This is a genomic window from Pseudomonas abieticivorans (assembly GCF_023509015.1).
Lineage (GTDB): Bacteria > Pseudomonadota > Gammaproteobacteria > Pseudomonadales > Pseudomonadaceae > Aquipseudomonas > Aquipseudomonas abieticivorans.
The window spans coordinates 859248-878970 of record NZ_CP094975.1 but is presented as its reverse complement, the minus strand read 5'-3'; the positions used below and the strand labels follow the sequence as shown (position 1 = coordinate 878970).

Here is a 19723-nt window from a genome sequence, read left to right as displayed (position 1 = left end):
TCTGGCGCGGGCCTTGCAGAGCCCCATTCGGCTGCCCTGAGCGATAAGCGTAGACCAGTTTCAAGTGGCTGATCTGCAAGGGCTTGAGGCCCGTGGGCGATGGCCGTGTGGCGGCCCTGTCATGGCGTGGTCATTTAAATTGCCTACCCTTGTAACCACCCAGGGCGCTGCACGAAAAAGCAGCCCGTGCCTCGTTATGAGGCTGGACTAGACCAGAAAGGATTATTTTGATGCGCGACAGTGCACCTCGAGCCGTCACGGCCATCAGCCAGGCACTGCAGGAACAGATTGAGCACGGTTTGCTGGCGGCCGGCTGCAAACTGCCGGCCGAGCGCAAACTGAGCGAGGTGTTCGACACCACGCGCATCACCGTGCGCGAGGCGTTGGTGCAACTGGAGGCCCGCGGGCTGATCTACCGCGAAGAGCGCCGTGGCTGGTTTATCTCACCGCCGCGCCTGACCTACGACCTGATGAAGCGCAGCCACTTCCATGCCATGGTCCGCGACCAGGGCCGCGAGCCGTCCACGCAACTGCTCACGGCCCGTTTGCAGCCGGCGCCTGCGGCCGTGTGCGCCAGCTTGCAGTTGCCGCCGCTGTCCAGCGTGATCCAGTTGTGCCGCACCCGGCGCATCGATCAGCGCCTGGTGCTGTACGTGGAGCATTACCTCAACCCGCAGTACTTTCCCGGCATATTGGATTTGGATTTAAGCACGCCGCTGACCGAGATCTACGCACGCCAATACGGCATTGAATATGGCCGCGTGCGCTTCGAGATGGCGCCCACCGCGCTGCACGCTGAAGCCGCGGCAGCGTTGAAGGTGTCGGTGGGCAGCCCGGGCTTGAAGATCACCCGGGTCAATTACGACCAGCAGGGGCGCCTGATCGATTGTGACCTGGAGCACTGGCGCCATGATGCGATCGCCGTGAGTGCCGATGTGGGCGGCAGTGCCGGTTAGGCCGGCGGTGTGCTGTTGGCGGATGAATCCGCGCCTGCAGGGGGGGCGGAGCTGGTGACGACTTGCACGCTCAGGCGCGGGGTAGCCAAGTCCAGGCCGGCTTCGTCCAACTGGCGCTTGAGCGCCAGGTTGAAGGCCCGCGACACTTCCCATTGCTTGATGGGGGCGGTCTTGAAACGGGCGCGCAGGATCGCGGTGCCGGACTCAAAGCTTTCCACGCCCTGGATCTCCAGCGGCGACCAGATGTTGCGCCGTTGCAGCGGGTCGGTGCGCATTTTCTGGCCGACGTCGCGCATCAACTTGATCGCGCTGTCGATGTCCATGCTCTGGGGGATGGCGACGCGGAAGATCGCATAGCCGAATTCGCGCGAGTAGTTCTTGATGCTCTTGATTTCGCTGAACGGGATGGTGTGCACGATGCCGTCGATGTCGCGCAGGCGCACGGTGCGGATGGTCAGGCCTTCGACCGTGCCCAGGTGGCCGCCCACGTCGACGTAGTCGTCGATGGCCAGCGAGTCTTCGATGATGATGAACAGCCCGGTGATCAGGTCCGCGACCAGTGACTGGGCACCGAAACCGATGGCCAGGCCGATCACGCCGGCACCGGCCAGCAGGGGCGTGACGTTCATGCCCATGTTGGCCAGGGCGACGATGGCGGCGATGATGAAGATCGCCACGAACAGCACGTTGCGAATCAGCGGCAGCATGGTTTGCGCGCGGGCGTTGGCCAGGCCTTTGCGCGAATGGGTGAGGGTGTGATGCACCGCTGTGTCGGCCAGGATCCAGATCAGCCAAGCGAGCAGCAGCGTGCCGGCCAGGCCAAACAGCTTGACGCTGATGTCATGGCCATCGCCTTCGGTAAAGCGGATCAACGACATGTCCCACACCCGCAGGCCCAGTTCGATAAAGGCCAGCCAGATCACCAAGTGCACCAGGGTGTAGGCGAAATTCTTCAGGCGCTCGGAGTACAGCGCGTGGCGCTTGATGCCTTTTTTCGGCCGCAGCGCGTGGCGCCGTACCAGGCCATTGCAGACCATGCACAGCACCACCAGCACGGTGCACACCAGTGACTGGCGCAGGGCCGTGCTGGAGTCACCGGCGGAGACGAAGGTGGCGAACAGCGAGATGCCCACCAGCACCAACGCCGGCAGGTACCAAAAGGTGCCGAGGATCTCGACCGTGTCGCTCAGGGCCCGGCGGGTCAGGCGCCGCGACAGTGGCTGGTTGCGGATCAGGTGGGCAATGGGCCGGCGGAACCGCAGGATGAACAGCCCGGTGGACAACGCCGCCAGCACATTGGCCAGGGTAGCGGCGGTGTGCGATAGATACACGCCCAGGTTGGCGACCATGCGCGGGTCGCTCAGGGCCTCGCCGAAAGCGGCGAAGCTGCCGATCAACCATAACGGGCGGAAGGCCTGGCGACGCAGGATGTACAGCGCGCGATGGCGATGCGGTCCGTCGAGCAGTGAGAAGGCCACCACGCAGACGGCCGAGAAACAGGTGCCGACTACCAGCGCATAGGCCAGCACCATGGCCAGGTCCTTGCCCAGGGACGAGGGCAGGGCATAACCCACGTACACCGTGATGACCAGCGCCACCAGCCACGGCCCTAGCTTGCGCAGGGCAAAACGCAGCAGGTCGAGGGTGCGTGGGTGTTGCGGTAGCTCTTCGCTCAGGCCAAAGCGCACGCGCACCTTGTGGCTGACCCAGATCAAGCCGTAGGCCAGCAGGCTCCACACCAGGATGATCAGCACGAAGGCGAAGATGATCGGCGGCCACTCGTTCACTGGCAAGGCCAGGTCAACCAGCTCTTGCTGGGCCTTGTCCAGCTCATCGCCCCAACGGTTGAACGGGCTGTCGTTGCCCGAGAACTGCTGCTCCAGATGGTGCAGGGTAGTGCCGATCAAGCCGAGCACGCCTTGCTCCTCGGCCGGCTGGGCTTTTTTGGTGGTATCGCGCAGGCGTTTCAGGTCGGCCAGCAGCTTGGTACGTTGTTGATCGTTTTCCAGTGACTGGATCACCTGGTCCAAGGACTGGCCCAGGGGCTCGGTGGGCGCGGGCTGGGCTTTCTGCGAGCCTGCCAGCAGGCTCGGCAACCCGGCCGCCTGGGCACCGGGTGTGAGTGCCAGCAGGCAGAACAGCAACAGCAACGGCAGGGCAAGCAGACGGGTAAAGGCAGGCACGCGGCGATAGACCTTGAAAGGGGCAGTCGCAGGAGTGTACTTCAACGCGAGGGCAATGTTTATGAGAGCTTGAGCAGGATCTGATAGAGCACCAGGCCCAGCAGGCTAAGCATGCCGACCCACAGGGTAAACACGCCAAGGTCGCGTTCGCGGAAGTTGAAGCCTACGGTCAACAACGCCAGGCTGGCCATGACCTGCAGGAGCATGGAGTAAAAGCTGTCCATGGGGTGCGCGTCCTTTTGCTTGGGTAGTATTCCAAGTTTAGAACAGCGCTGACCGGTTCGCGGATGAATCCGCTCCTACGGGATGGTCGTGCTCTTGTAGGAGCGGATTCATCCGCGAAGCAAACGCCGCGGTGCACCTGGCTAACCGTGGTGATCTTTTCGCGGATGAATCCGCTCCTACAGCCCGGTCACGCGGCCATCAAGGCATTTCGACGCTGCGGTAGAACGCGTCGAGGACTTTCACAAGGTGCCCCAGGTCTTGGCTGCCGCACAGCTCGCGGATCGAATGCATGGCGAACGTCGGCAAACCGATGTCCACGGTGCGCACGCCCAGGTGGCTGGCGGTGATCGGGCCGATGGTGCTGCCGCAGCCCATGTCGCTGCGCACCACGAAGCTTTGCACCGGCACTTCCTCGGCCATGCACAGGTGGCGGAAGAAGCCAGCGGTTTCGCTGTTGGTGGCGTAGCGCTGGTTGCTGTTGACCTTGATCACCGGGCCGGCGTTGAGCTTGGGGCCGTGGTTGGCGTCGTGCTTGTCGGCGTAGTTGGGGTGTACGCCGTGGGCGTTGTCGGCCGACACCAGCAGGGAGCGCTGGATGGTGCGCACGAAATCGTCACCTTCCGGCAGCACGCGGCGCAGGGTTTGCTCCAGCATCGGGCCGTCGGCGCCGCAGGCCGAACAGGAGCCGACCTCTTCATGGTCGTTGGCGACGAACAGGCAGGTTTCGTCGCTGTCGGCGTTGAGCAGCGCTTGCAGGGCGGCGTAGCACGACAGCAGGTTGTCCAGGCGCGCGCCGGCGATGAACTCGCCGTGCAGGCCCACCACCGCTGCGCTTTGGGTGTCGTAGAAACTCAACTCGTAGTCCAGCACCACGTCGGCGTTCAGGCCGTGCTCGCGGGCCAGTTGCTCGGTGAGCAGGGCGCGGAAGTCGACGCGCTCGTCACCGGCAACCTGGGCCAGGATCGGCGGCAGTTCGGTCTGGGCATTGATCGCCCAGCCCTGGTTGGCCTCGCGATTGAGGTGGATGGCCAGGTTGGGGATGACCGCGATCGGCAGCTTGAAGTCGATCAGTTGGCTCTCGACCTTGCCGTCACGGCGGAAGGTCACGCGGCCGGCAAGGGACAGGTCGCGGTCGAACCAGGGCGCCAACAAGGCGCCGCCGTAGACTTCCACGCCCAATTGCCAGAAGCCTTGGCGCTGAAGCTCAGGCTGGGGCTTGACCCGCAGGCAAGGGCTGTCGGTGTGGGCGCCGACCATGCGGATGCCGCCGATCAATGGCGAGTGCTTGCCCAGTTTAAAGGCGATGATGGAGGAGTCGTTACGGGTGAGGTAATAACGCCCGCCTGCCACCGTGGCCCAGCTGTCACGTTCGTCGAGGCGCTGGTAACCGGCAGCCTCCAGGCGTTGTGCCAGGGCGGCAGTGGCGTGGAATGGGGTGGGGGAGGCCTTGAGGAAATCGATCAGGCCCTGGTTCAAAGCTTCGCGCATAAGTGGCTCCAGACAGCAGTGGCGCGAGTTTACCGTATTTTTGTGTCGCCTGTTTCCCAGGCACGCCTGGTCCTACAACGCCATTGTGGGACCAGGCGTGCCTGGGCAGCAGTCACCGCAAAATCAAAACGGCGCCGGGCACTCGAAGCGCAACCGCTGCCCGGTAACCGGGTGGGTAAAACCCAGCATGCTGGCGTGCAGGCACAGCCGCGGGTAGGCCGCCAGGGCCTCGGGGTGGGCGTACAGGCCGTCGCCCAGCAGCGGGTGGCCGATGCTCAGCATGTGCACGCGCAACTGGTGCGAGCGGCCGGTGATGGGCGTCAGCTCCACGCGGCAGTGGTTGCCATTGCGTTCCAGGATGCGCCAGAAGGTCAGGGCGTGTTTGCCCTGTTCATGGTCCACCACGTGGCGCGGCTTGGTCGGCGGATCGTAGCGCAGCGGCAGGTCGATGCTGCCACTGTCCAACTCCGGCTGGCCCCAGCACAGAGCGGTGTAGGCTTTTTCGGTTTCGCGGTCATGAAACTGACGGGACAGTTCGCGATGGCTGTCGGCATCGCGGGCCAGCAAAATGATCCCCGAGGTTTCCCAGTCCAGGCGGTGCACGATGCGCGCCTCGGGGTAGCCGTTTTCCTGCAGGCGGGTGATCAGGCAGTCCTTGTTGTCATCGGCGCGCCCCGGCACGGACAACAGCAGGGTCGGCTTGTCGATCACCAGTACGGCGGCGTCCTGGTGAATGATGCGGATGTTCGACAACGGCATTGAAGTGCTTCTCGTGAAAACGCCAACGGCGGCTCACCGGCGCCCGAATGATCAGGAGCCCGTGAGCCGCCGCGGCACTACCGCAATCGATTAACGATCGGGCAGGGTGATATTGAGTTCCAGAATCGAACAGCTGCCCTGGTTTTCCAGAGCGACCTGCACATCATCGGAGCCAATGTTGACGTACTTGCGGATGACCTCGACCAACTCTTTCTGCAAGGCCGGCAAGTAGTCCGGGGTGCTGCGTTGGCCACGCTCGTGCGCCACGATGATCTGCAGACGCTCTTTCGCCACCGACGCGGTATTGACCTTTTTGGTACGAAAGAAGTCAAAAATGCTCATCAGTTGCCTCCAAAGAGCCGCTCAAAGAATCCTTTCTTTTGCATGGCGAGGAAACGGTGTTCCACGCTTTTGCCCAGCAGGCGATCGACGGCGTCGCTGTAGGCCTGGCCTGCGTCGCTCTGGTCGTCCAGGATCACCGGCACGCCCTGGTTGGATGCCTTGAGCACCGCTTGGGATTCCGGGATCACGCCCAGCAGGGTCACCGAGAGGATTTCCTTGACGTCTTCCACGCCCAGCATCTCGCCCTTGCTCACGCGCTCGGGGTTGTAGCGGGTCAGCAGCAAGTGTTCCTTGATCGGGTCTTCGTTGCGTTCGGCGCGGCGCGATTTACTGGCCAACAGGCCCAGCATGCGGTCCGAGTCACGTACCGAAGACACTTCGGGGTTGGTCACCACGATGGCTTCGTCGGCAAAATACATGGCCAGGTGGGCGCCGGTCTCGATGCCTGCGGGCGAATCGCAAACCACGAATTCGAAGGTTTCCTTGAGTTCCATCAGGACCTTCTCCACGCCTTCCTTGGTCAGCGCGTCCTTGTCACGGGTTTGGCTGGCGGCCAACACGTACAGGTTTTCCAGGCGCTTGTCCTTGATCAGGGCTTGCTGCAGGTTGGCTTCGCCGTTGACCACGTTGACGAAGTCGTACACCACGCGGCGTTCGCAGCCCATGATCAGGTCGAGGTTACGCAGGCCGACGTCGAAGTCGACGATGACTGTCTTGTGGCCGCGCAGGGCCAGACCGGTACCGATAGCGGCGCTGGTGGTGGTCTTACCCACACCACCCTTGCCGGATGTAACCACGAGAATCTTGGACAAGGTGTTTGACCCCTAGTGAAAAAGGATTGCTAGTCCCTGAAAAAAAGCATGACTTGTAAACAACTGCAGTCGGCTACGGCCCAACTAAAGGCCAAACGCCACCAAGTTTAAAAGTTGCGTGGAAAATGGCGGCAGTATCCGTTAAAGACGGGTGATGTTCAACACATCACCAGACAAGCTGACTTGAACCGAGGCGCCCCACAGCGGATCGCGGCGCAGGTCTTCCGAGACCTTGTACTGGCCGGCGATGGACAGCAGCTCGGCGCCCATCTGCTGGCAGAAAATTCGCGCGCGGGTGTCGCCCTTGATGCCCGCCAACGCGCGCCCCCGCATGGGACCATAGACATGGATGTTGCCATCGGCCAGAAGTTCCGCACCGGAACTGACCGTGGCCAATACCACCAGGTCGCCACCCGGCGCATACACCTGCATGCCGCTGCGCACGGGCGTGGTGATGATTTTGGTCGGCTTGACCAACGGTTCCGGGGGTTTTTCCGGCACCTTGGGTGGCTCGGGCTCCAGTGGCCGTTCACGCGCACCCGACGGTGGCAGCACCGGCAGGTCGATGGCGATGGCCGCAGCGATGTCCTCGATGCGGCTGGCGCGGATGGCCAGGGTGCGCAAGCCGTGCTGGCGGCACACGCGCATCAAGCCGGGCAGGTCGACGGCGCCCTGGTTGGCCGGCAGCTTGTCCAGGGCCAGTACCAGCGGCGTGTTGCTGAAAAAATTCGGCGCCTGGGCCACCTTGGCTGCCAACTGGCGATCCAGGCCTTCCAGGTTGTTATGGGCCAGCTCCAGCACGGTAATGGCGAGCATGCTGCCCTTGAGCTGGAACACGTTTTCCGGGTCTTGCGGTTCATTCTGGCTCATGATCGGCAAAGAGCGCCTTGTAACGAAAAGTGCCGAGACTTATAACGAGAACGCCGACGAGTCGCAAGCCGGCTGAACCGATGTAGAATGCGCGGCCTTGTTGTCTGTCCGGAATCTGTAATGGATCGCCCGCGTTTCAAACGTTCTTTTCTGCACCCGCGTTTCTGGCCACTGCTGCTGGGGCTGGGGTTGCTGTGGCTGGTGGTCCAGCTGCCATACCGCGTGCTGCTGGTGATCGGCCGGCTGCTGGGCCTGGGCATGTACCAGGTGGCCGGCGAGCGGCGGATGATCGCCGAGCGCAATCTGGAGTTGTGTTTCCCCCAATTACCACTCGTCGAAAGGCGCCGTTTGCTCAAGGAAAATTTCGCCTCCACCGGCATCGCTTTCTTTGAAATGGCCATGAGTTGGTGGTGGCCAAAGGCCCGCCTGGCGCGCCTTGCGCACATCGAAGGGCTGGAGCACCTGCAGGCCGCGCAACGTGATGGCCAGGGGGCCATCTTGATGGCTTTCCACTTCACCACTCTGGAAATCGGCGCCGCCTTGCTGGGCCAGCGCCATACCATCGATGGCATGTACCGCGAGCACGACAACCCGCTGTTCGATTTCGTCCAGCGCCAGGGGCGCGAGCGGCATAACCTCGACTCCCTGGCGGTGGAACGCGAAGACGTGCGCGGCATGCTCAAGCTGTTGCGCAAGGGGCGGGCGATTTGGTACGCGCCAGATCAGGACTATGGCGCCAAGCAAAGCGTGTTCGTGCCGCTGTTCGGCATCGAGGCGGCCACGGTCACGGCCACCAGCAAGTTCGCCGCCCTGGGCAAGGCGCGGGTGATTCCGTTCACCCAGCAACGCCTGGCCGACGGCAGCGGCTATCGTTTGGTGATCCACCCGCCGTTGGAAGACTTTCCGGGCGAAAACGAGGCGGCCGATTGCCTGCGCATCAACCAACGGGTTGAGGCGGCCATCCGCGAATGCCCCTCGCAATACCTGTGGACCCACCGCCGGTTCAAGTCGCGCCCCCCCGGCGCGCCGCGGCTGTACCCCAAGAAGCGACGTAAATAAGCAGGCCAGGAGGCCTATGAACGCACCGGTAACCGGGCTGATCCTTTCTGGCGGCGGCGCCCGTGCCGCCTATCAAGTTGGCGTGCTGGCCGGCATTGCCGACCTGTTGCCAGCGGGTGCGGCCAACCCGTTCCCGGTGATCGTCGGCACCTCGGCCGGGGCCATCAATGCCGTGACCCTGGCCAGCGGCGCGATGCACTTTGGCGACGCCATCCACCGCCTGACGGCCTTCTGGCAAGCGTTCCAAAGCCACCGTGTGCTGCGCAGCGACTGGCCCGGGGTAATCCGCCAGGCCAGTCGCTTCGTCGGCCACAGCCTGCTCGGGCTGGGCCGGCACCTGCCGGTGGCGCTGCTCGACAGCTCGCCGTTGCGCGAACTGCTGGACACCCACCTGGACCTGCGTGGCATCGATCAGGCCCTCGCCCAGCAGCACTTGCGCGCCGTCGCGGTGACCGCGTTCGGTTACGAGTCCAGCCAGGCGGTCACCTTCTACCAGGGTGCGGGCGCGATCCAGCCCTGGCTGCGCCACCGACGGGTGGGCGTGCCGGCGGCGCTCACCGTGGAGCACTTATTGGCCAGTTCGGCGATCCCCTTGCTGTTTGCGCCGGTACGCATCGGCGCGGAGTATTTCGGTGACGGTGCGGTGCGCCAATCGGCGCCCATCAGCCCGGCGTTGCACCTGGGTGCGAACCGGGTGCTGGTGGTGGGGGTGAGCGGCAACCCGCGCGGGCCGGGGGCGCCTGATTCCAGCGAGCGAGTGTTCAGTGGCCAGCAACCGAGCCTGGCGCAGATCGGCGGGCACATGCTCAACAGCACCTTCATCGACAGCCTGGAAGACGACATCGAATTGCTGCAACGGCTTAATCAGCTCAGCCAATTGCTGCCCGAACAGTCGCCGGCCCATGGCCTGGGTTTGTCGCCGGTGGAGGTGCTGGTAATCGCGCCCAGCCAGCCCCTGGATGAAATCGCCTCGCGCCACCGCCGCGAGCTGCCCGCCGCCTTACGCCTGTTTTTACGCGGGCCGGGGGCGACCAAGACCAGCGGGGCGGGGGTGCTGAGTTATTTGTTGTTCGAGGCGGGGTATTGCAGCGAGTTGATCGAACTGGGGCGGCGCGATGCCATGGCCAAGCAGGCCGAACTGCGCCGGTTCCTGGGGGTGGCCCCTCCCCTGTAGGAGCGGATTTATCCGCGAAAAGATCGCTGCGGTGTCTCTGGTCGTGCGCGGTGCGACCTTCGCGGATAAATCCGCTCCTACAGATTGATTGCGATCCCCCTGTGGGAGCGGATTCATCCGCGAAAGCAACGCCGCGTTTTAACAGAATGACCGCGGCGGCCCATTCGCGGATAAATCCGCTCCTACGGGGGGTGGGGACCGCCAGAGCCTCTCGCGCAGAGGTTACTCGGCGATCTGCAGCTTGCGCGCCTCGGTGTACACGTAGCGGACCTTTTCATACTCGAACGGCGAGTTCATCTGCCCGTAGCGGAAGCTGGTCTGGTAGCGTTTATCGACGAAACGCAACGCCCAGATTTCCGGGTGGCGGCTGCTTTCCTGGGACACGTTCAGGAAGTTGATCTGGCTTTCCGCGCCGTAGTCGAACAGCAACCCGCCAGCATCGCGCAGGTTCGAAGGGCCAAGGAACGGCAACACCAGGTAGGCGCCACTTGGCACGCCGTAGAAGCCCAAGGTCTGGCCGAAGTCTTCGCTCTGGCGTTGCAGGCCCATCATGGTAGCCGGGTCCCAGAGGCCGGCAATGCCCACGGTGGTGTTGAGCAGCAAGCGCCCGGTGATGTCCAGCGAGCGCTTGCCCTTGAGCTGCAGCAAGCTGTTCAACAGGTTAGGCACGTCGCCCAGGTTGTTGAAGAAGTTGCTGACCCCGGTGCGCAAAAAGCTCGGCGTGATGTAGCGGTAGCCATTGACCACCGGCAAGAACACCCACTCATCGAACCGGTAGTTGAAGTGGTAGATGCGCCGGTTCATGTTTTCCAGCGGGTCGTACACGGCCAGCGCGGTCAGGGTCGAGCGCTCAAACTCGCGCTGGTCAAGCCCGGGGTTGAACTTCAATTGCTTGAGCGGCTCGGTGAAGCCGTCCGGGTCTACCTTGGTGGCCGGGGTGTCGTCCGCGTGGGCAACGCCGGCGCAGAGCAGGGCTGCGAGTAGAAGGTAGTGTTTAGCCACGGAAGAACTCCAGCATGGCGTCGGTGTTGACGCGGTAGTTGAGGTTGCCGCAATGGCCACCGTGTGGGTAAACGGTCAAGCGCTCGCCAAAGGTCTTGCGCAGGAAGCCCAGGTCGCCGGGGCCCAGGATCACGTCGTCGGCGTTGTGCATCACGGCGATCTTCGGATTGTCGTGCAGGTAGTCCTTGAGCGCGTACAGGCTCACCTGGTCCACCAGTTGCAACAGGCTGCTGCCGTCGGTGCGGGCGCGCCACATCGGGATCACCTGGTCGGTCAGGTAGCAGTCAAAGTCGCACTGCAGCGCGCGCTTGAGGAACGGCGTGAGGCTGGTGCCTTCGGTGATCGGGAACTTGGGTGGGGTGATCAGGCCGCGGCGGTTGATCAAGTCCGAGGTAAAGGCGATGTCGGCGGAACTGAAGCGGAACGAGGTACCGATCAGCATGGCCATCTGTTCGTTGGACAGGTGCTGGCGCGACTGCTGGAAGTCATACAGCAATGCGTCGTTGAGGTCGATGTAGCCTTTTTGCTGGAAGTAGCGGGTCAGCTTGGCCAGTACCAGTTCATAGAACGTGGTGCTGTTGTTGATGCCCTTGACCTGGGTCTGGACCAGCTTGTCCAGGTTACTGATGGAGGTGTAAAGGTTGACCGGCGGATTGATCAGCAGCACTTTCTTGAAGTTGAAGCTGCGCCGGGTTTCGTCCAGGTGGCTGACGAAGGCCGCATCCAGGGCGCCCAGGCTGTAGCCGGTCAGGTAGAAATCGGTGACCGCAAGCTTGGGGTGCTGGGCGCGTACGGCCTGCATGACCCGGTACAGGTCCTCGGCGTCTTCCTTGCTCACGCCCGGGGTGGCAAAGCGCGACGCGGCGCTCATGAAGTCGAAGCTGGTGGGCGACGACAGTTGCACCACGTTATAGCCGGCCTTGTAGTAGAGCTTTTTCAAAAACTCGTTGAAGGTACTGGTATAGGGCGCGCCGGTACCGGCGATGATGAAGATCAACGGCGCGGGGTGGTCCTGCTTGGCCAGGCGATAGCGCAGCTTTTTCACGGCCCAAAAGTTATCGGGCAGGGTGAATTCACGCTCCGGACGCAGGTTCAGGGTGTAATCGGACTGGTCAATATCCTGGTCGTCCGGCAGGTCCGGGCGCAGTTCGGGCGGGGTCGTGGCAATCGTCGCCTCGAACGGATTGGTCAGTGGGTAGCCGTAGCTGGCGGCGTCAATATCCTTCGCCAGCGCGGACGCACTCAAAATGAGGCCACCCAGCACGGCAGCGAAGCGCAAAATTCGGAGCATGGCTTTAGCCCTAAAAGGAAAAGTCTGATTTGAGGTACGCAGGCTCTGACCACCACGCTGGTGGCAAGTTGCCAAGTCAACGAGTTTTTAGTGCATCAAATGCGTTACGCGCAAACGATACACCGCCCCCCATCCTGAAAGTAGACGAGTTGTGCTGTTTTGCCTTGCATACCTTATGGGGCAGATTATGCTGGGCGCCGTTTTCGCCTATTGGAGCTGTTCATGTCGCGCCGCACATCACTGGTTTTGCTGTTGGTTTTGCTGGCCCTGTCCTTGTTGGCCAGCTATAGCCTGCGCTACGGGCTGATGGAGGACGCCAAATGGGTGGGGCTGTGCAGCGACGAGGCCAGCCGCTGGGAATGCCAGCTGCGTTCGGGGTTGGGCTGGCTGATCCATTTTCGCTACATCGCCTTTGCCGCGTTGACCAGTTCGGTGGTCGCTTTTTTCGTGCGCGGTTGCTTTGGCTGGTGGTTGGCGGCACTGGCACTGGTGATCGGCGTGCCGGCGCTGGTCCTGTACAGCGCAAGCCTGGGGGTGTTCGCGGTGGTGATCGCAGGCTTGCGTCTGGTCCGGTAGGCGCGGATTTATCCGCGAAGCGGTGTTCTGCGATCCGTGCGGATGGCCCGCCACAGCGCCAGCACCATCATCAGGCTCACCAGTGCCCAGCCCCAGGCCTGCTGGTTTTGCAGGCCTTCGCGCAGCAGTTGCAAGGGGATGCCGAAGCCCACGATCGCGGCCAGCAGTGTCACTTCGGCGCGGCGTACCGGCACCGGGCGCAGCAGGTACACCAGCGCCGGCAGTACCAGGGAGGCGCTGGGGAAGCTGCGGTAGCGCGGGTCGAACACCAGGCCCAGCATCATCACCGCCGCAGCGAAACCTGCGGCGCTCAGCCACCAGCTGCCGCGTTGCTCCAGCCACGCTGACAGGCGCTGGCGCCAACCGCCGCTGGCGCTCAGGCGCAGCGCCGCATGGGCCAGCACGATCAGGTTCAGCCCCACCAACAGCGCCGCCCAGATCCATTCCTCGGCAAACCGGCTATTGATGCGCGCCATCTCGCCCCACACGCCAATGCTGCCAGCGCCCAGGGCCGCCAGCAGCGGCAGGGTCAGCGCGGCGCGGCGCCCCTGCACACGGCCGGCCAGGGCCAGGGTTAGCAAGAAGATCACTGCGCCCACCGCCAGCCATTGCGGCCAGTAGGGCAGGTTGGATACCGGGCCTTCGAGCACGCCCTTGTCCTGGCGGTCGGCATCGAACAGCCCCCAATAACCGCCCACCGCGCCTTCGCTGGCACGCTTCCATGGCTGGTCGAACGCTTCGATCAAGTTGTAATGCCAGCCATTGTGTTCGGCCTGGGCAACGAAACTGCGGATGAACCGCGCTTCATTGACGCGGCTCGGCAGTGCGGTTTCGCGCTGGCGGCCTTCGCTGGGCCAGCCGGTTTCGCCGATCACGATTTCCTTGGGCGCAAAGCGCTGGGCAAAGGCTTCGCGTACGTCGCGCACATGGGTCAGCGCATCGTCGATGTCCAGCGGTTGGTCTTCCCAGTAGGGCAGCAGGTGGATGGTGATGAAGTCCACCTCAGGTGCCACTTCAGGGTACTGCAGCCAGAACTCCCAGACATCGGCGTAGGTCACCGGTTGTTTGACCGACTGCTTGACCCGGTGGATCAGCGTGGCCAGTTGCTTGCCGGTGACCTCTTTGCGCAACAGGGTTTCATTGCCGACGATCACTGAGGTCACCACGTCGGCGTTGGCGTTGGCCGAGGCGATCAGCGCGTCGACTTCCTTGGCGGTGTCCACCGGGTTGCCGTTGACCCAGGCGCCGAGCATCACTTTCAGGCCGTATTTACGCGCCAGCGCGGGCACGTCTTCCAGGCCTGTCATGGAATAAGTGCGAATGCACTGGAAGCGCGTGGCCAGTAATTTCAGATCGGCGTCGATGCGCGCCGGGCGAATGGTGAACGGCTGGTCGAACGGCGACTGGTCTTTGTCAAACGGCGTGTAGGACGCGCACTGCAGCTTGTGCGATGCGCTCGCCGCATCCGGCAGCACCACCGGCTTGCCCAGGTCGTACCACACCCCGCTCAAGGCCAGCAGGCCAATCACGCAGGCGAACAGATAAGGCAGAACGGGGAAGCGGGCAGTCGAAGGCATGATCATTTCGTCATGGAACAAAGGCCGGCATCTTACCTGCATTTGCCTGCCCCTTGAGCCTTGCCATGCAAAGTTCGGGCGGATTTCATGCGTGGCGGTTGCTGATTGCGCCTGCTGGCGTAGTGATGTCGTTTATCGCGGGGTGAAGGTCGCTGGCAGAGCAGGACCCCCCGCCGCCGGAGCCGATGATCAACCTGCACCTGCGTGCATTCAAGGCGCCGTGCACCAATAAAACACGTGACGATGCTCGACAGTCGTCGAGCGCAGCCTTTTGGGGAAGTAGGATGACTATGCGAAAGATCCTGGGAGCGGGCGCCGCTCTGGTACTTGCAATCAGTTCCACCCTGGCCAGCGCCGCAAGCAAGCCTGAATTGAGCATCGGCTACGTCGATGGCTGGTCCGATAGCGTGGCCACCACGAACGTCGCGGCCGAAGTGATCCGCCAGAAACTCGGTTACGACGTCAAGTTGCAAGCGGTCGCCACCGGGATCATGTGGCAGGGCGTGGCCACCGGCAAACTGGACGCCATGCTCTCGGCCTGGCTGCCGGTAACCCACGGCGAATACTGGGCCAAGAACAAGGACAAGGTGGTCGACTTCGGGCCTAACTTCAAGGACGCCAAAATTGGCCTGATCGTACCCGAGTACGTCAAGGCCAAGAGCATTGAAGACCTCAAGACCGATACCAGTTTCAATAACAAAATTGTCGGCATCGACGCAGGTTCAGGCGTGATGCTCAAGACTGACCAGGCGATCAAGGATTACGGCCTGAGCAATTACAAACTGCAGGCCAGTTCCGGCGCCGGGATGATCGCCGAGTTGACCCGCGCCGAAGGCAAGAACGAATCGATCGCGGTCACCGGTTGGGTACCGCACTGGATGTTTGCCAAGTGGAAGTTGCGCTTCCTGGATGACCCTAAAGGCGTTTACGGTGCTGCTGAAACCGTCAACAGCATCGGCAGCCTGGGCCTTGAGAAAAAGGCGCCGGAAGTGGCCACCTTCCTCAAAAAGTTTCAGTGGAACTCCAAGGATGAGATTGGCGAGGTCATGCTGGCAATTCAAGATGGCGCCAAGCCTGAAGCCGCCGCCAAGGATTGGGTAGCCAAACACCCGGATCGCGTTGCGCAATGGACCGCTAAATAACCATCAGCTAACCCCCCGCCCTGTAGGAGCGGATTTATCCGCGAAAAATACGCCGCCGTGTCGCTGACACACCGCGGCGTATTTTTCGCGGATAAATCCGCTCCTACAGCGTAATAGCGGGCCTGAAATTTATATAGGTGGCTAAGCAACTATCAAAACTGGCGTTTCCGTCATGTCGATCTAATACTAAGGTCGTCTGGAACGGGTTTTTCCTCGGCATAAAGTGGAATACGTTCCACCCCCTCTGTGCTGCTAGGACAAAAATAATGAACGACAGCATTTACCTCACGATTCAAAACAGCCCGCGTTTCAAGGAGCTGGTGCAAAAAAGGGAAAAGTTCGCCTGGATACTCTCGGCGATCATGCTTGGGCTCTATGCAGCCTTTATCTTGTTGATCGCCTACGGACCGCATGTTCTCGGTGCCAAACTCAGCCCGGAGTCTTCCATCACCTGGGGTATTCCGATCGGTGTTGGCCTGATTCTCTCGGCTTTCGTGTTGACGGCCATTTATGTACGCCGCGCCAACGGAGAGTTCGATGACCTGAACAACGCGATCCTCAAGGAGGCACAGCAATGATCCGGCGCCTATTGGCAACTCTTGGCCTGGCGGCCTTCGCACCGGCGTTGTTCGCCGCCGACGCGATCACCGGCGCCGTTCAGAAACAACCCCTCAATATCCCGGCCATCATCATGTTCGTGGTGTTTGTCGGTGCCACCTTGTGCATCACTTACTGGGCGTCCAAGCGCAACAAATCGGCCGCCGACTACTACGCGGCGGGCGGGCGCATCACCGGCTTTCAAAATGGCCTGGCGATTGCCGGCGACTACATGTCGGCTGCGTCTTTCCTGGGTATTTCCGCCCTTGTATTCACCTCCGGCTACGACGGCCTGATCTACTCGATCGGCTTCCTGGTAGGCTGGCCGATCATTCTGTTCCTGATCGCCGAGCGCTTGCGCAACCTGGGCAAGTACACGTTTGCCGACGTTGCCTCCTACCGCCTCAAGCAGACCGAGATCCGTACCCTGTCGGCCTGCGGTTCGCTGGTGGTGGTGGCCTTCTACCTGATCGCGCAAATGGTCGGCGCTGGCAAGCTGATCCAGCTGCTGTTCGGCCTGGACTACCACGTGGCCGTGGTGCTGGTCGGTATCCTGATGTGCCTGTACGTACTGTTCGGCGGCATGCTGGCAACCACTTGGGTGCAGATCATCAAGGCCGTGCTGCTGCTTTCCGGCGCTTCTTTCATGGCCTTCATGGTGATGAAACACGTCAACTTCGACTTCAACACGCTGTTTTCCGAGGCCATCAAGGTTCACCCCAAAGGTGAGGCGATCATGAGCCCGGGCGGTTTGGTCAAAGACCCGATCTCGGCATTCTCCCTGGGCCTGGCGCTGATGTTCGGTACCGCTGGCCTGCCGCATATCCTGATGCGCTTCTTCACCGTGAGCGACGCCAAGGAAGCGCGTAAAAGCGTGTTGTACGCCACCGGCTTCATCGGCTACTTCTACATCCTGACCTTCATCATCGGCTTCGGCGCGATCTTGCTGGTCAGCACCAACCCGGCGTTCAAGGATGCCGCGGGCGCCTTGCTGGGCGGTAACAACATGGCGGCGGTGCACTTGGCCGACGCGGTGGGTGGCAGTATCTTCCTGGGCTTCATTTCGGCCGTGGCCTTTGCCACCATCCTCGCGGTAGTGGCCGGCTTGACCCTGGCCGGTGCCTCGGCGGTGTCCCATGACCTGTACGCCAGCGTGATCCGCAAGGGCCGCGTGGTCGAGAAAGACGAGATCCGCGTGTCGAAGATCACCACCATCGCCTTGGCGGTGTTGGCCATCGGCCTGGGCGTCCTGTTCGAGAACCAGAACATCGCCTTCATGGTGGGCCTGGCATTCTCCATCGCCGCCAGCTGCAACTTCCCGGTGCTGCTGCTTTCCATGTACTGGAAAAAACTCACCACTCGCGGCGCCATGGTCGGTGGCTGGATGGGCTTGATCAGCGCCGTGGGCCTGATGATCCTGGGCCCGACCATCTGGGTACAGATCCTGGGCCATGAGAAGGCGATCTTCCCCTACGAATACCCGGCGCTGTTCTCCATCGCCATTGCCTTCGTCGGTATCTGGTTCTTCTCGATTACCGACAAGTCGCCTTCGGCCGTCGAAGAACGGGCATTGTTCTTCCCGCAATTCGTGCGTTCGCAAACCGGCCTGGGGGCCAGTGGGGCGGTCTCCCACTAAGTTTCAATGAGCATAAAAAAGGCAGCCCGCAGGCTGCCTTTTTTTATGGCGCAACGTTAGCGCTATATTCTGCCCAGCAATACCAAAATCAGCAGGACGACCAACACGACCCCAATAATCCCCGACGGGCCGTAACCCCAACTTCTGGAGTGAGGGAACACGGGTAAACCACCGACCAGCAGCAGTATCAGAATGATGATAAGTATGGTGCCCATGGCGTTTTCCTTGTTTGGACTTAGTTAGTGCTCGCCAGTCAGGAAGTCTTGACCGCTTAATAAGTCGGACTCTGGCGATGTGAAAAAAGTCAGTATTTTTTTGAAAAACTTTATTCAAGCACCCGTGGCGGTTTGCCTTGCCCATTCAGGGCGCTAATGGTACGTGGGCGCAGAGGCTTCCTTCGCTAGACTCGCCATACCACTCAAGGAACTACAAGGCATTCCCTATGCAAAATCGCATCATGATCACTGGCGCAGGTTCAGGCCTGGGTCGCGAAATCGCCCTGCGCTGGGCGCGTGAAGGCTGGCAGTTGGCGCTGTCGGACGTTAACGAGCCAGGGCTTCAGGAAACCCTCAAGCTGGTGCGAGAGGCGGGCGCAGATGGCTTCGTGCAACGCTGCGACGTGCGTGACTACAGTCAGCTCACCGCGCTTGCCCAGGCCTGCGAGGAAAAACTCGGTGGCATCGACGTCATCGTCAACAACGCCGGGGTCGCCTCGGGCGGTTTTTTCAGCGAGTTGCAACTCGAAGACTGGGACTGGCAGATCGCGATCAACCTGATGGGCGTGGTCAAGGGGTGCAAGGCGTTCTTGCCGCTGCTGGAAAAAAGCAAAGGCAAGATCATCAACATCGCCTCCATGGCTGCGCTGATGCAAGGGCCGGCCATGAGCAACTACAACGTCGCCAAGGCCGGCGTGGTGGCATTGTCCGAAAGCCTGCTGGTGGAATTGGGCCAGGAAGAAATTGGCGTGCATGTGGTGTGCCCGTCGTTTTTCCAGACCAACCTGTTGGACTCGTTTCGCGGTCCTACACCGGCCATGAAAGCCCAAGTGGGCAAATTGCTGGAAAGCTCGCCGATCAGCGCCACCGACATCGCCGACTATATTTACCAGAAAGTGGCGGCGGGCGAGTTCATGATTTTGCCCCACGAGCAGGGGCGCCAGGCGTGGGCCCTCAAGCAACAGAACCCGCAGTTGCTGTACAACGAAATGGCCGCAATGGCCGAGAAAATGCGCGCCAAGGCCCGGCAAAACCAGGGCTGAAGCGCCACTTGCGGTATTCTTGAGCGGACAACGGCCCGGGCACGCCCCCGGGCCGATTCCGTTGATGGATGACAGCGAGATCAGACGTGCTCAATTACCTGTGGTTTTTTCTCGCGGCGATCTTCGAGATTGCCGGTTGCTACGGCTTTTACCTCTGGCTGCGCCTGGGCAAGAGTGCTTGGTGGATCCCCCCCGCGCTGGTCAGCCTGACCCTGTTCGGGTTGCTGTTGACCCGGGTGGAAGCCGCCTACGCCGGCCGCGCTTATGCCGCTTACGGCGGGATTTACATCGTGACGTCCCTGGTGTGGCTGGCCGTGGTGGAAAAAGTCCGGCCCATGGGCAGCGATTGGCTCGGCGCACTGCTGTGCGTGGTGGGCGCCAGCATTATCCTGTGGGGCCCGAAGTTGCATTCCGCTTAGTTCAAAAGGATGCAACTTCATACACGCTTAAGTTATAAACTCAGAAATATCTGTAGGTTCATTCTTGAAATGTTGTAGGCCGGGACTAATTTGATTTGTATGCATTGATGCCGTCCATTCGAAGGGGCAGTCTTTAAAAACAGCCACCTTCAAAAGGATTGTGAAATGCTAGTACTGACACGTGACGTAGGCGAAGCCATCTCCATTGGTGACAATATCTGGGTAAAAGTGCTGGAAGTGCGCGGCGGCCAAGTGCGCTTCGGGGTGCAGGCGCCAAAGAACATCGAGATCCACCGTTCCGAAGTCTACCGGCGCATCGTTGCGCAACTGGTCGCCCAGGGGAAGGCGCGCTGAGCC

At 61.7% G+C, this 19723-nt stretch carries 21 protein-coding genes; 10 read left to right on the top strand and 11 right to left on the bottom strand.

Annotated elements, in window-relative coordinates; translation table 11 throughout:
- Positions 1–230: 230 nt before the first annotated feature.
- The gene (locus L9B60_RS03800; protein WP_249676425.1) at positions 231–956 is read left to right on the top strand and encodes a UTRA domain-containing protein; all 726 of its coding nucleotides are present in this window, start codon (positions 231–233) and stop codon (positions 954–956) included.
- On the opposite strand, the gene L9B60_RS03795 is transcribed toward L9B60_RS03800, so the two are convergent.
- From L9B60_RS03795 to minC, 7 genes are all read right to left on the bottom strand, one after another.
- Positions 953–3139, bottom strand: coding sequence for a mechanosensitive ion channel family protein (locus tag L9B60_RS03795; protein WP_249676421.1), 2187 nt, complete (start codon positions 3137–3139; stop codon positions 953–955). The genes L9B60_RS03800 and L9B60_RS03795 overlap by 4 nt on opposite strands.
- A gap of 59 nt (positions 3140–3198) precedes the next feature.
- On the bottom strand, positions 3199–3363 hold the full coding sequence (locus tag L9B60_RS03790; RefSeq protein ID WP_249676418.1) for a hypothetical protein: 165 nt from the start codon (positions 3361–3363) through the stop codon (positions 3199–3201).
- A 199-nt stretch (positions 3364–3562) separates the two neighbouring features.
- Positions 3563–4852 carry a M18 family aminopeptidase gene (locus L9B60_RS03785; protein WP_249676415.1) on the bottom strand — a complete coding sequence of 430 codons (1290 nt, stop codon included), beginning with the start codon at positions 4850–4852 and terminating at the stop codon, positions 3563–3565.
- A gap of 123 nt (positions 4853–4975) precedes the next feature.
- Positions 4976–5611 carry an RluA family pseudouridine synthase gene (locus L9B60_RS03780; protein ID WP_249676413.1) on the bottom strand — a complete coding sequence of 212 codons (636 nt, stop codon included), beginning with the start codon at positions 5609–5611 and terminating at the stop codon, positions 4976–4978.
- A 90-nt stretch (positions 5612–5701) separates the two neighbouring features.
- Positions 5702–5953 (bottom strand): cell division topological specificity factor MinE, encoded by a 252-nt coding sequence (gene minE, locus L9B60_RS03775; protein WP_249676410.1) that lies wholly within the window; start codon positions 5951–5953, stop codon positions 5702–5704.
- Positions 5953–6765 (bottom strand): septum site-determining protein MinD, encoded by an 813-nt coding sequence (gene minD, locus L9B60_RS03770; RefSeq protein ID WP_249676407.1) that lies wholly within the window; start codon positions 6763–6765, stop codon positions 5953–5955. Before minD ends, minE begins: the two co-directional genes overlap by 1 nt.
- Before the next feature lie 141 nt (positions 6766–6906).
- Entirely contained in the window at positions 6907–7635 is a 729-nt protein-coding gene (gene minC / locus L9B60_RS03765; RefSeq protein ID WP_249676404.1) for a septum site-determining protein MinC, read from the bottom strand.
- A 120-nt stretch (positions 7636–7755) separates the two neighbouring features.
- Between minC and L9B60_RS03760 the strand changes: the two genes are divergently transcribed.
- Together L9B60_RS03760 and L9B60_RS03755 are read left to right on the top strand one after the other, a co-directional pair.
- A complete protein-coding gene (locus L9B60_RS03760; protein ID WP_249676401.1) occupies positions 7756–8694 on the top strand; it encodes a lipid A biosynthesis lauroyl acyltransferase in 939 nt (312 codons plus the stop codon).
- A 16-nt stretch (positions 8695–8710) separates the two neighbouring features.
- Complete coding sequence (locus L9B60_RS03755) at positions 8711–9868, top strand: patatin-like phospholipase family protein (protein ID WP_249676399.1); 1158 nt, start codon at positions 8711–8713, stop codon at positions 9866–9868.
- Positions 9869–10090: 222 nt separating this feature from the next.
- Here the strand turns inward: L9B60_RS03755 and L9B60_RS03750 are convergent, their stop codons facing one another.
- Positions 10091–10840, bottom strand: coding sequence for an MlaA family lipoprotein (locus tag L9B60_RS03750; RefSeq protein ID WP_438866122.1), 750 nt, complete (start codon positions 10838–10840; stop codon positions 10091–10093).
- 22 nt (positions 10841–10862) lie between these two features.
- Complete coding sequence (locus L9B60_RS03745; protein WP_249676393.1) at positions 10863–12161, bottom strand: alpha/beta fold hydrolase family protein; 1299 nt, start codon at positions 12159–12161, stop codon at positions 10863–10865.
- 222 nt (positions 12162–12383) lie between these two features.
- On the opposite strand from L9B60_RS03745, the gene L9B60_RS03740 reads away from it, so the two are divergent.
- Positions 12384–12737, top strand: coding sequence for a hypothetical protein (locus L9B60_RS03740; RefSeq protein WP_249676392.1), 354 nt, complete (start codon positions 12384–12386; stop codon positions 12735–12737).
- An 8-nt stretch (positions 12738–12745) separates the two neighbouring features.
- Here L9B60_RS03740 and L9B60_RS03735 read toward each other — a convergent pair whose 3' ends face one another.
- Entirely contained in the window at positions 12746–14314 is a 1569-nt protein-coding gene (locus L9B60_RS03735; RefSeq protein WP_249676390.1) for a glycoside hydrolase family 17 protein, read from the bottom strand.
- A gap of 284 nt (positions 14315–14598) precedes the next feature.
- Here L9B60_RS03735 and L9B60_RS03730 point away from each other — a divergent pair, with 284 nt between their 5' ends.
- The 3 genes from L9B60_RS03730 to L9B60_RS03720 all read left to right on the top strand — a co-directional run bounded on the left by L9B60_RS03730 (position 14599) and on the right by L9B60_RS03720 (position 17689).
- Positions 14599–15456: a glycine betaine ABC transporter substrate-binding protein gene (locus L9B60_RS03730; protein WP_249676388.1), complete on the top strand. Its 858-nt coding sequence runs from the start codon at positions 14599–14601 to the stop codon at positions 15454–15456.
- A gap of 266 nt (positions 15457–15722) precedes the next feature.
- Positions 15723–16034 (top strand): DUF485 domain-containing protein, encoded by a 312-nt coding sequence (locus L9B60_RS03725; RefSeq protein ID WP_249676387.1) that lies wholly within the window; start codon positions 15723–15725, stop codon positions 16032–16034.
- Positions 16031–17689 carry a cation acetate symporter gene (locus L9B60_RS03720; RefSeq protein ID WP_249676385.1) on the top strand — a complete coding sequence of 553 codons (1659 nt, stop codon included), beginning with the start codon at positions 16031–16033 and terminating at the stop codon, positions 17687–17689. Before L9B60_RS03725 ends, L9B60_RS03720 begins: the two co-directional genes overlap by 4 nt.
- A 62-nt stretch (positions 17690–17751) precedes the next feature.
- On the opposite strand, the gene L9B60_RS03715 is transcribed toward L9B60_RS03720, so the two are convergent.
- Positions 17752–17904 (bottom strand): DUF3309 family protein, encoded by a 153-nt coding sequence (locus L9B60_RS03715; RefSeq protein WP_249676383.1) that lies wholly within the window; start codon positions 17902–17904, stop codon positions 17752–17754.
- Positions 17905–18131: 227 nt separating this feature from the next.
- Between L9B60_RS03715 and L9B60_RS03710 the strand changes: the two genes are divergently transcribed.
- From L9B60_RS03710 to csrA, 3 genes are all read left to right on the top strand, one after another.
- Positions 18132–18947 (top strand): SDR family oxidoreductase, encoded by an 816-nt coding sequence (locus L9B60_RS03710; protein ID WP_249676381.1) that lies wholly within the window; start codon positions 18132–18134, stop codon positions 18945–18947.
- A gap of 86 nt (positions 18948–19033) precedes the next feature.
- Complete coding sequence (locus L9B60_RS03705; RefSeq protein ID WP_249676378.1) at positions 19034–19366, top strand: YnfA family protein; 333 nt, start codon at positions 19034–19036, stop codon at positions 19364–19366.
- A gap of 165 nt (positions 19367–19531) precedes the next feature.
- Positions 19532–19720, top strand: a complete 189-nt coding sequence (gene csrA / locus L9B60_RS03700; protein WP_249676376.1) for a carbon storage regulator CsrA — start codon at positions 19532–19534, stop codon at positions 19718–19720.
- Positions 19721–19723 lie beyond the last annotated feature (3 nt).

Coding starts and splice junctions, on each gene's coding strand:
- L9B60_RS03730 (WP_249676388.1), top strand. CDS start 14,599: ATGACTATGCGAAAGATCCTGGGAGCGGGCGCCGCTCTGGTACTTGCA.
- minC (WP_249676404.1), bottom strand. CDS start 7,635: ATGAGCCAGAATGAACCGCAAGACCCGGAAAACGTGTTCCAGCTCAAG.
- L9B60_RS03745 (WP_249676393.1), bottom strand. CDS start 12,161: ATGCTCCGAATTTTGCGCTTCGCTGCCGTGCTGGGTGGCCTCATTTTG.
- L9B60_RS03790 (WP_249676418.1), bottom strand. CDS start 3,363: ATGGACAGCTTTTACTCCATGCTCCTGCAGGTCATGGCCAGCCTGGCG.
- L9B60_RS03720 (WP_249676385.1), top strand. CDS start 16,031: ATGATCCGGCGCCTATTGGCAACTCTTGGCCTGGCGGCCTTCGCACCG.
- csrA (WP_249676376.1), top strand. CDS start 19,532: ATGCTAGTACTGACACGTGACGTAGGCGAAGCCATCTCCATTGGTGAC.
- minE (WP_249676410.1), bottom strand. CDS start 5,953: ATGAGCATTTTTGACTTCTTTCGTACCAAAAAGGTCAATACCGCGTCG.
- L9B60_RS03760 (WP_249676401.1), top strand. CDS start 7,756: ATGGATCGCCCGCGTTTCAAACGTTCTTTTCTGCACCCGCGTTTCTGG.
- L9B60_RS03780 (WP_249676413.1), bottom strand. CDS start 5,611: ATGCCGTTGTCGAACATCCGCATCATTCACCAGGACGCCGCCGTACTG.
- L9B60_RS03725 (WP_249676387.1), top strand. CDS start 15,723: ATGAACGACAGCATTTACCTCACGATTCAAAACAGCCCGCGTTTCAAG.
- L9B60_RS03785 (WP_249676415.1), bottom strand. CDS start 4,852: ATGCGCGAAGCTTTGAACCAGGGCCTGATCGATTTCCTCAAGGCCTCC.
- L9B60_RS03800 (WP_249676425.1), top strand. CDS start 231: ATGCGCGACAGTGCACCTCGAGCCGTCACGGCCATCAGCCAGGCACTG.
- L9B60_RS03740 (WP_249676392.1), top strand. CDS start 12,384: ATGTCGCGCCGCACATCACTGGTTTTGCTGTTGGTTTTGCTGGCCCTG.
- L9B60_RS03715 (WP_249676383.1), bottom strand. CDS start 17,904: ATGGGCACCATACTTATCATCATTCTGATACTGCTGCTGGTCGGTGGT.
- L9B60_RS03710 (WP_249676381.1), top strand. CDS start 18,132: ATGCAAAATCGCATCATGATCACTGGCGCAGGTTCAGGCCTGGGTCGC.
- L9B60_RS03735 (WP_249676390.1), bottom strand. CDS start 14,314: ATGCCTTCGACTGCCCGCTTCCCCGTTCTGCCTTATCTGTTCGCCTGC.
- L9B60_RS03755 (WP_249676399.1), top strand. CDS start 8,711: ATGAACGCACCGGTAACCGGGCTGATCCTTTCTGGCGGCGGCGCCCGT.